Annotated in this window: 6 protein-coding genes; 3 read left to right on the top strand and 3 right to left on the bottom strand. The window is 67.0% G+C overall.

Annotation, left to right across the window (positions count from 1 at the left end; all coding sequences use genetic code 11):
• Positions 1-608 (top strand): integrase core domain-containing protein (locus tag AU175_RS20485; protein WP_197497186.1); only part of this gene is annotated, 608 nt, incomplete at its 5' end.
• 548 nt (positions 609-1,156) lie between these two features.
• Here AU175_RS20485 and AU175_RS20480 read toward each other — a convergent pair.
• Positions 1,157-2,209, bottom strand: coding sequence for a glycosyltransferase (locus tag AU175_RS20480; protein WP_231938675.1), 1,053 nt, complete (start codon positions 2,207-2,209; stop codon positions 1,157-1,159).
• A 339-nt stretch (positions 2,210-2,548) separates the two neighbouring features.
• Between AU175_RS20480 and AU175_RS20475 the strand changes: the two genes are divergently transcribed.
• Positions 2,549-2,971, top strand: coding sequence for an Hsp20/alpha crystallin family protein (locus tag AU175_RS20475; protein ID WP_066293949.1), 423 nt, complete (start codon positions 2,549-2,551; stop codon positions 2,969-2,971).
• Between the two features lie 361 nt (positions 2,972-3,332).
• On the opposite strand, the gene AU175_RS20470 is transcribed toward AU175_RS20475, so the two are convergent.
• Both AU175_RS20470 and AU175_RS20465 read right to left on the bottom strand, forming a co-directional pair.
• On the bottom strand, positions 3,333-4,214 hold the full coding sequence (locus AU175_RS20470; RefSeq protein WP_066294597.1) for an NAD(P)H-hydrate dehydratase: 882 nt from the start codon (positions 4,212-4,214) through the stop codon (positions 3,333-3,335).
• Positions 4,215-4,317: 103 nt separating this feature from the next.
• The gene (locus AU175_RS20465) at positions 4,318-5,100 is read right to left on the bottom strand and encodes a histidine phosphatase family protein (protein ID WP_066293946.1); all 783 of its coding nucleotides are present in this window, start codon (positions 5,098-5,100) and stop codon (positions 4,318-4,320) included.
• 338 nt (positions 5,101-5,438) lie between these two features.
• Here AU175_RS20465 and AU175_RS20460 point away from each other — a divergent pair, with 338 nt between their 5' ends.
• Positions 5,439-7,976 carry an AMP-binding protein gene (locus AU175_RS20460; protein ID WP_066293944.1) on the top strand — a complete coding sequence of 846 codons (2,538 nt, stop codon included), beginning with the start codon at positions 5,439-5,441 and terminating at the stop codon, positions 7,974-7,976.
• Positions 7,977-8,035 lie beyond the last annotated feature (59 nt).

Below are 8,035 nucleotides of genomic sequence, written 5' to 3'. Positions count from 1 at the left end.
CTCGCGGTGGAGTGGTTCGACCCGCTATCGCCCGGCACGGCGCCCCGCGCATCGTCCACGCCGACTCCGGGCCGGCGATGAGATCAAACCTGCTCCGCGACACTCTCACCAGCCACGGCATCGAACTCTCCCACAACCGGCCCTACGTCTCGAACGACAACCCCTTCTCAGAGTCCGGGTTCCGGACCATGAAGTACAGGCCAGGCTACCCCCGCGTTTTCAAAGAACTCGAGACCGCCCGGGCCTACCTCGCCGACTACGTGCCCTGGTACAACACCCAACACAAACACTCAGGCATTGCACTTTTCTCGCCCGCCGAAGTCCACGAGGCTCCTGGAAAGAAACCTGGCAAAAACGCGACCACGCACTCCAGCGCTACTACGACAAAAACCCCGAACGATTCCACCAGCGCCCCATCACACCAGCCCCCGCCAGCCACACAGGAATCAACCTCCCGGCAACAAAAACACCCACACAGCAAACCCAATGACTCCACACAGCTTGACAACCTTCGCGAATCGCAGGACGCTCTCTCACTTCCTGCGCCCAATCGCAGGACGCTCTCTCACTTGTGGTTGCTAAACAGGGCTGTTGGCAACAACAACTGATAGAGCATCGGTGGATTTCTTGCAGGAAGTGCGAGAGCGTCGGGACGGCGCCGGGCGTATCCTGTAACCGCAAAGGCATACCCGCCACGCGTGAGAGGGGAACTAAATGACCATCCCGCCAGTGCATGAACCTGAGCCATTTCCGCCCGAACCCGGCCCGGATCCCATGAATCCTGACCCTACATCCCCGGGCCACCCCGGCCCTGCCAGGCCCAGCCCGGTACCGACGCCGGAGCCTCCCGGCCCGCTGCCCGTACCGGATCCGGGGCCTGAACCGTTGCGCCCGGATCCCACGCGCAGCTAAGTTACCCGCCGGAACCCCTTGTATTGGGCTAACAACCAGTGCTAAAACGGCTGTACCGGGAGGATCCGAACGCGTTGTATATCTGCCTCTTCAGGGCGATTTGCCACTAAGGAACGCCACAGCGCCAGATAGCGCATCGGCAGTTGCGGGTGATCCCCTCCGATAAATGATGGCCCCCGGCATTGTGCCGGGGGCCATCGCTATGCCCTCGCCACTGCTTGGATCAAGGCTTGCCCCTGGCTGTTCACGGACGGTTGATTTTGCCGTGGTGGCGCCGCCGCAGTTCGGCCGGGGAGTGGGCGGCTACCCGGATCCTGGCGCCTGAGTATCGGACCCCGCCGCGAGACCGCAGGTAAAGGGCGAGCCAGATGCACACCGCCCGTTCCATCACCCACAGGGGCGCGTAAAGGGACGCCATGGCAGGGAAAGCCGCGGCCCCGCCGTCGCGCCTCCGGCCAGTTTCAGCGAAGGCGACGGCAGTCCCGGCGAGCCCGACGAGCACGGCGACCCGCGGCCGCGCGGGCAGCTTCAGCGTGGCGGCCAGCAGCGGAAGCAGTGCCAGTTCGGCGATGAGGCGGGCGGGCTGGGCGAAATCGTCGTAGGCCTGCCGGACCCGCTGGCGCAGCAAATGCCGCGCGGTGGGAGGCCGGCGGGCCACGAGAAGTTCCGGATGCCGGGTTTCGCGGCCGCCGGCTGCGGTAATGGTGCGGATGAGTTCAAGGTTTTCGAACAGGACGGGCTCATAACCGCCGGCGGCCAGCAGTGCTTCACGCCGGACGGCCAGTGTGCCGGGGAAATCGTGGCCGAAGCACCGGTTGAGAAGGCTCCGGGACGTGTCCCACTGGGCGTGCCAGGGACGAGGCGTGAAGTAGTTCTGCGGCCTCACCACGTCCGCGTCATCGAGACAGCGGACGACGGCGGCCAGGGTCTTGGACGTGTATCTCACGTCATCGTCGGCCAACACCAGCCTGTCGGCGTCGCTGAGCCGGATGGCGGTCATCACGGCAGCCACCTTGCCGTTTCCTGCGCCGCTGGGGCCGGGGCGGATATGCCGCACCTGGGGCGGGAACTGCGCGCGGTGCGCCTCGAACAGCGGATCGGGGGACCCGTCCACCACCGTCACGTCGATCCACGAGCACAGCCGTTCCAGATAGGTCACCAGCTCATAAAGGCAGGCGTCCGATGTCCACCGCAACGGCAGAATGTACTCAGCGCTGTACGGGATCGCCGTTCCGCCCGAGTGCCGGCTCATGCTGCTGCCGGTACCGCAGTGCGCAACGAGGAGTTGTCCGGGCATTCCATAGCAATTCCTGTCAGTAGGAGATCAGGAGAAGACTCCTGCCGCGCCCATCGAGGGGCTGACACACCATTATGCTAAGTGTGCTTATCAAAAGATAGGGTGCCAGTCCCAGGGCGGGCCGGAACGCCCGGAGTGGCCTCCCGGGGGGTGCCTTCCGCCGGACCCGTGGCGGGGCTGCTGGGTGGTGGCAGCGGCTGGTCGCAGGGACGGAAATTTCCAAAAAAGATCCCCAAACTTCTTGCGTCTCCTTGGCTCTGGTGCTATAAAAAATCTATATCAGCCAACATAAATTTGCTGATATGGATGTGTTGGACCGTCTCTTAAGAGGAGGAAGCCATGTTGATGCGAACTGATCCGTTCCGCGAGCTGGACAGGCTGGCCCAGCAGGTCCTCGGTACTGCAGCACGCCCGGCGGCGATGCCGATGGATGCGTGGCGTGAGGACCAGAATTTCGTGGTCGCCTTTGACCTGCCGGGAGTCAATCCAGAGTCGATCGACCTGGATGTGGAACGGAATGTCCTGACAGTGAAGGCCGAGCGCCCGGATCCCGCCGGGAAGGACACTGAACTGGTCGCCTCTGAGCGTCCGCGCGGTGTCTTCAGCCGGCAGCTGATCCTCGGGGACACTCTGGACGTGGAAAACGTCAAGGCCACGTACGACGGCGGTGTCCTGACGCTGCAGATTCCGGTCACCGAGAAGGCCAAGCCGCGCAAGATTGAGATAGAAACCAAGGAGGGCCATCGCGAGATTGCCGCCTAGTTTCATCCATGGACCGGGAGGTCCGGCACGTTTAATGTTGACTGCCTTTTTGGGGCGACTAGCCATTCTGTGCACGCCACAGCGCCAGACAGCGCACCGGCAGCGAGCGACCGCATCTCCCGAACCGATGGCCCCCGGCCCAGCCGGGGGCCATCCCGTGCCCGCCGCGGCGCGAACGTACATATATGGCGCCAGGGCCGCAAGTGTACGTTCGCGCGTTTTGTAGGGGCGCTGTGGGGCCACAAGTGTACGTTCGCGCTCTGTGTAGGGGCGCGGTGGGGCCGCAAGTGTACGTTCGCGCGTTGTGTAGGGGCGCGGTGGGGCCACAAGTGTACGTTCGCGCTCTGTGTAGGGGCGGGGCTTAGGTGGCAAGCTCCAGCATCAGCGCGGGCAGCTCGTCCGCCAGTTCGCGGGCCAGGAAGCCCAGCGGCCCCAGCCGGCTGGCAAGCCGGTCCGCGGCCGCAGCATGAAGGTGGCTGCCCCAGCAGGCTGCCTGGGCGTCGCTGGTGCCGCGGGCGCGGAGCCCGGCGATGGCACCGGCCAGGACGTCCCCGCTGCCGGACGTCCCCAGCCCGCCATAGCCCGTGGTGATCTCCCAAAGCTCGGGACCGTCCGGCGCATCGCTGTCCGGCGGCCGGGCAACCAGTCCCTGGCAGCTGACCACAGCCTGGTACCGTGCGGCAATTGCGGCGACGTCAGACTCCAGGTCATCCACGTCCCGTTCCAGCAGGACTCCCGCCTCGGTGGGGTTCGGCGTCAGGATGAGCCGGCCCCGCCACGGATCAAGGGCGTCGTCGAGCCTGGGCAGGCATCCCAGGGCGTAGGCGTCCAGGATGATGGTCGCATCGCCGGTGGCAGAACCGCGGCCTGGGACACCGCCGGAATCCTGGTCCAATAGCGCCCGGAGGAGTTTTTCGGTGAGGTCGATATCGTCCAGACCCGGGCCGACCAGGACGGCATCGGCGCTGCCAAGTTCGGAAAGGATGGGCTCCAGCCCGGATCCCAGCACGGACCCCTCCGCCGTTTCCGGAAGCCCTGTGACCCCCGCTTCCGGAAGGGTCACGGCCAGCTGCGTGGCCACGGATTCGGCCACCGCCAGGGTCAGCCTGCCCGCCCCGGCCCGGAGCGCGGCGGTGCCGGCCAGCAGGGCGGCGCCCGGAGTGGCCCGAGCGCCGCCGACCACCATGACCGCGCCCCGCGAGTACTTGTCCTCGCCCGCGGACGGCAGCGGCCAGGCGCGCAGGAGCGACGGCGTGACAGGCGTAGCCCGGGAACCGTCCGCGCGCGGATCGGGCGGTGAACCAGTCTGCGGCGAACCGGCCTGCGGATCCGGCCCGCCCTGCCCCTTACCGCCGCGGGTGGACACTGGCATCCCCGGCGTGTTCGGTGACTGCTACGCCCTGGGCCGTGAGGTGATCGGCCACGTTGAAGCTCTCCAGCGTCCACGGTCCCTGCCCTTCCGGGCGCACATAGCGGGTAATGGACGCATTCAGGACCGAAGTAGTGGCGGCGACGTCCAGGATTTCGGCTTCGCTCATGCCTTCCAGGATGTACCGGAACAGCAGCACTACGGCGTCGTGGCACACCAGCATCACGCGGTGCCCGCTGCCCAGGTTGTTCAGTTCACTGAGCACGGAACGCAGCCGCAGCGCCACATCGGCCCACGATTCGCCGCCGGGTGGCCGGTAATAGAACTTGCCCAGCCAGAGCCGGCGTTCGGCCTCGTCGGGATGCCACCGGTCCACGCCCTGCTGCGTGAGCATGTCCAGGATGCCCAACTCGCGGTCCCGGAGCCGCTCGTCCGTGCGCACCTTGACCGGCCAGCCTGCGGTTTCCACCGCGATCTCCGCCGTCTGCCGGGCCCGGGTGTAAGGGGAGGACACGACGGCGTCGGCGCGGAGGTCCTCCGCAACGCCGGCCAGCGCCCTGCCGAGTGCGAAGGCCTGGTCCTGGCCGGTGGCGGAGAGTCCGACGTCGGCGTCCCTGGCCGGGACCTCAATAATGTCGGCGCCGGCCTGGCCGGCTTTTGTGGCCGCCACATTGCCTTCGCTTTCGCCGTGGCGGATCAGGATAAGCTCCACTGCGCCGGCCTCCCGCACGGCCTGCGTCATTCCGCTGTTCTCCACCATCTACCACCCTGTCCGCCAACGGTCCGGCCTGCTGACCGCCGGATGCGGAAAGCAGGGACATCACCTTCGCCGTACCCAGATATGGGTGCGGATAACGCCCGACGGCGGGAGGTCACCGCCGGTGCGTCCGTTGCCGTTGGCGCTCCCGGCGTCGGGGGCCGTGTGAAAGGTGCCGATGGCGGGCTCGCCCACCGCGCCGCCGTCGTTCTCAACGCTGTTTCCAGTGCGAAGGGGGAGGGGATGGGTTAACTGATGCTGGTGTGACGTGGCGTCATGTTACGGCACGCGGGCCATTAGTCGAGTTGTTGTTAGGTAAGCCTATCCTTTACAGTGGCGCAGTGAATCCCTCCCTCGAACTCGCCGGGGTGGCCCTTGCCGCCGGCCTCGCGCGCCATGGAGACCGGCCCGCCGTCCTGACCGGCGGCAGCGTCCTGTCCTACCAGGAACTCGCCCGCCGCGTGGATGCGTTTGCCGCCCGCCTGGGCACGGCGCGCCGCCTGGTGGTGCTGGCAGCGGACAACAGCGTCGGCTCGCTGGTGGCGTACCTGGCGGCACTGGCGTCCGGGCACCCGCTGATCCTGGCACCGGCCGGAAACGACGCCGCGATTGCCTCGCTGGTCTCCGCGTACGACCCGGACGTCATCGTCAGGCCCGGGACAGCGGGCGACGCGTGGGGTGAGCCCGCCCTGGAGGAGGTGCGGCCAGTCACGCACCACACCTTCCACCCGGACCTGGCGCTCCTGCTCAGCACGTCAGGCTCCACAGGGTCACCCAAGCTGGTCCGGCTCTCCCGGGAGAATGTCCAGTCCAACGCCGAGGCCATCGCCACCTACCTGGACATCAGCGCGGACGACCGTGCCGCCACCACGCTGCCGATGTCCTACTGCTACGGCCTGTCCGTGATCAACAGCCACCTGCTACGCGGCGCCGGCATTGTCCTGACGGACCTGTCGGTGGTGGATCCGTGTTTCTGGCAGCTGTTCCGCAACCGCCGGGCAACATCCTTCGCCGCCGTGCCGTACACCTTTGAACTCCTGGACAGGGTGGGTTTCACGGACATGGACCTGCCGGACCTGCGCTACGTCACCCAGGCTGGGGGCAGGCTGGATCCCGGGATGGTGGTCCGTTATGCCGAACACGGCCGCACTCACGGCTGGGAGCTGTTCGTTATGTACGGGCAGACGGAAGCCACGGCCCGGATGGCCTATCTTCCGCCGGATCTGGCCCAGTCCCACCCGGGCGCCATTGGGGTGCCCGTGCCCGGCGGGAGCTTCCGGATCGAACCCGTCCCCGGACTCGAGGACGGCGAGCTCGTCTACTCCGGACCCAACGTCATGCTCGGCTACGCGGAGACGCCGGCGGACTTTGCTGCCGGGCGGACCATCAGCGAGCTGCGCACGGGTGACCTTGCCCGCCGAAACGCAGTGGGACTGTACGAAGTGGTGGGCCGGCGGAGCCGCTTCGTCAAGATCGTGGGCTTGCGCATCGACCTCGGCCGGGTGGAGAAGATGCTCCACGCGATGGGCGTGCAGGCAGCGTGCGCGGGAACAGACAGGAAGCTGGTGGCCGCCGTCGAGGGAAGCCATGACACGCGGCTCCTGGCCAAGACGCTGGCCCAGGACCTGGGGCTGCCACGGGCGTCGGTTGAGGTGCACGCCGTCCAGAGCCTGCCCCGGCTGGCCACGGGCAAAACCGACTACCCTGCCGTCCTGGCCCTCGCCACGCCTGCAAGTACCCCGGCCGCATCGGGTCAGGACCCTGCGGCTCCAGCCGGAACCGGGTCCGCAACGGCGCCGGAGGATGTGCGCCGGATCTTCGCCGAGGCGCTGGAGGTGGAGGACATCGCCGACGACGACACTTTCGTTTCGCTCGGCGGCGACTCGCTTTCCTATGTGGCAGCGTCCGTCCGGCTGGAGAAAGCGCTCGGAAACCTGCCGCCGGACTGGCACGTGACTCCGGTCCGGGACCTGGCGGAACGGGCGCGTCCACGCCGCGGGTACAGACGGTTCATCGCACCGCTGGAAACCAGCATCATGCTCCGCGCAGTGGCCATTGTGGTCATCATCAGCACGCATGTGGACCTCATCCGGTGGCCGGGGACCGCCCATGTGCTTATGGTTCTCGCCGGCTACAACTTTGCACGTTTCCAGCTGGCCGGTGACAGGCTGCCCCGGCTGCGGCGCCAGCTGCACAGCGTTGCCCGGATCGTGGTGCCCACGGTGGTTTTCATCGGGGCGGTCATGCTCCTGTCGGACAAGTTCAACTACACCCCGGCCAACCTGCTGCTGCTGAATACGATGATCGGGCCCGCAGGCTGGACGGACGCCTGGCACTTTTGGTTCATCGAAGTGCTGGTGTACGTGCTGCTTGCCATGACGGCGCTGCTGGCCGTCCCCTGGGTGCACCGGACGGAACGCCGGTTCCCGCTGGCGTTCCCCGTGGCGCTGGTCGGCGCCGGTCTGCTGGCCCGCTATGGCCTGATTGGCGTGGACATCCTGCACACGCGGCCGGTCCTGTGGCTCTTTGCGCTCGGCTGGGCCTTCGCCCGGGCCCGCACCGTACCGCAGCGCCTCGCCCTCTCCGCGATTACCGCCCTCGCCCTTCCGGGCTACTTTGGCGACCCGTGGCGGGAGGCCACCATCCTGGCCGGAATCCTCCTGCTCGCCTGGCTGCCGGCACTTCCCGTGCCCGCTTTCCTCCACCGGCTGATCGGCGTGCTGGCCAGCGCTTCGCTCTACGTGTACGTCACCCACTGGGTGGTGTTCCCCGACCTGAAGGACAATCACCCAGTGCTGGCCGTGGCACTGTCACTGGCGGTGGGAGTGGTGTACTGGGCCGTTTCCCTGCGGCTCCAGGGCCGGCTCAAACGATACTGATCTGTCATCTGTAAACCCCTTGACAGGGCGTCGCTAAAGCGGGGTAATTGTAAGCACAC

This window comes from Arthrobacter sp. B6, assembly GCF_001663775.1.
Classification (GTDB): Bacteria; Actinomycetota; Actinomycetes; order Actinomycetales; family Micrococcaceae; genus Arthrobacter.
Note: the sequence above shows the minus strand (reverse complement) of the source record. Positions and strands in the feature narration are given on the sequence as shown.

What these genes read in the sequence shown, in the direction of transcription:
- AU175_RS20480 (WP_231938675.1), bottom strand. Translation starts at nt 2,209, where the DNA reads ATGCCCGGACAACTCCTCGTTGCGCACTGCGGTACCGGCAGCAGCATG.
- AU175_RS20465 (WP_066293946.1), bottom strand. Translation starts at nt 5,100, where the DNA reads ATGGTGGAGAACAGCGGAATGACGCAGGCCGTGCGGGAGGCCGGCGCA.
- AU175_RS20475 (WP_066293949.1), top strand. Translation starts at nt 2,549, where the DNA reads ATGTTGATGCGAACTGATCCGTTCCGCGAGCTGGACAGGCTGGCCCAG.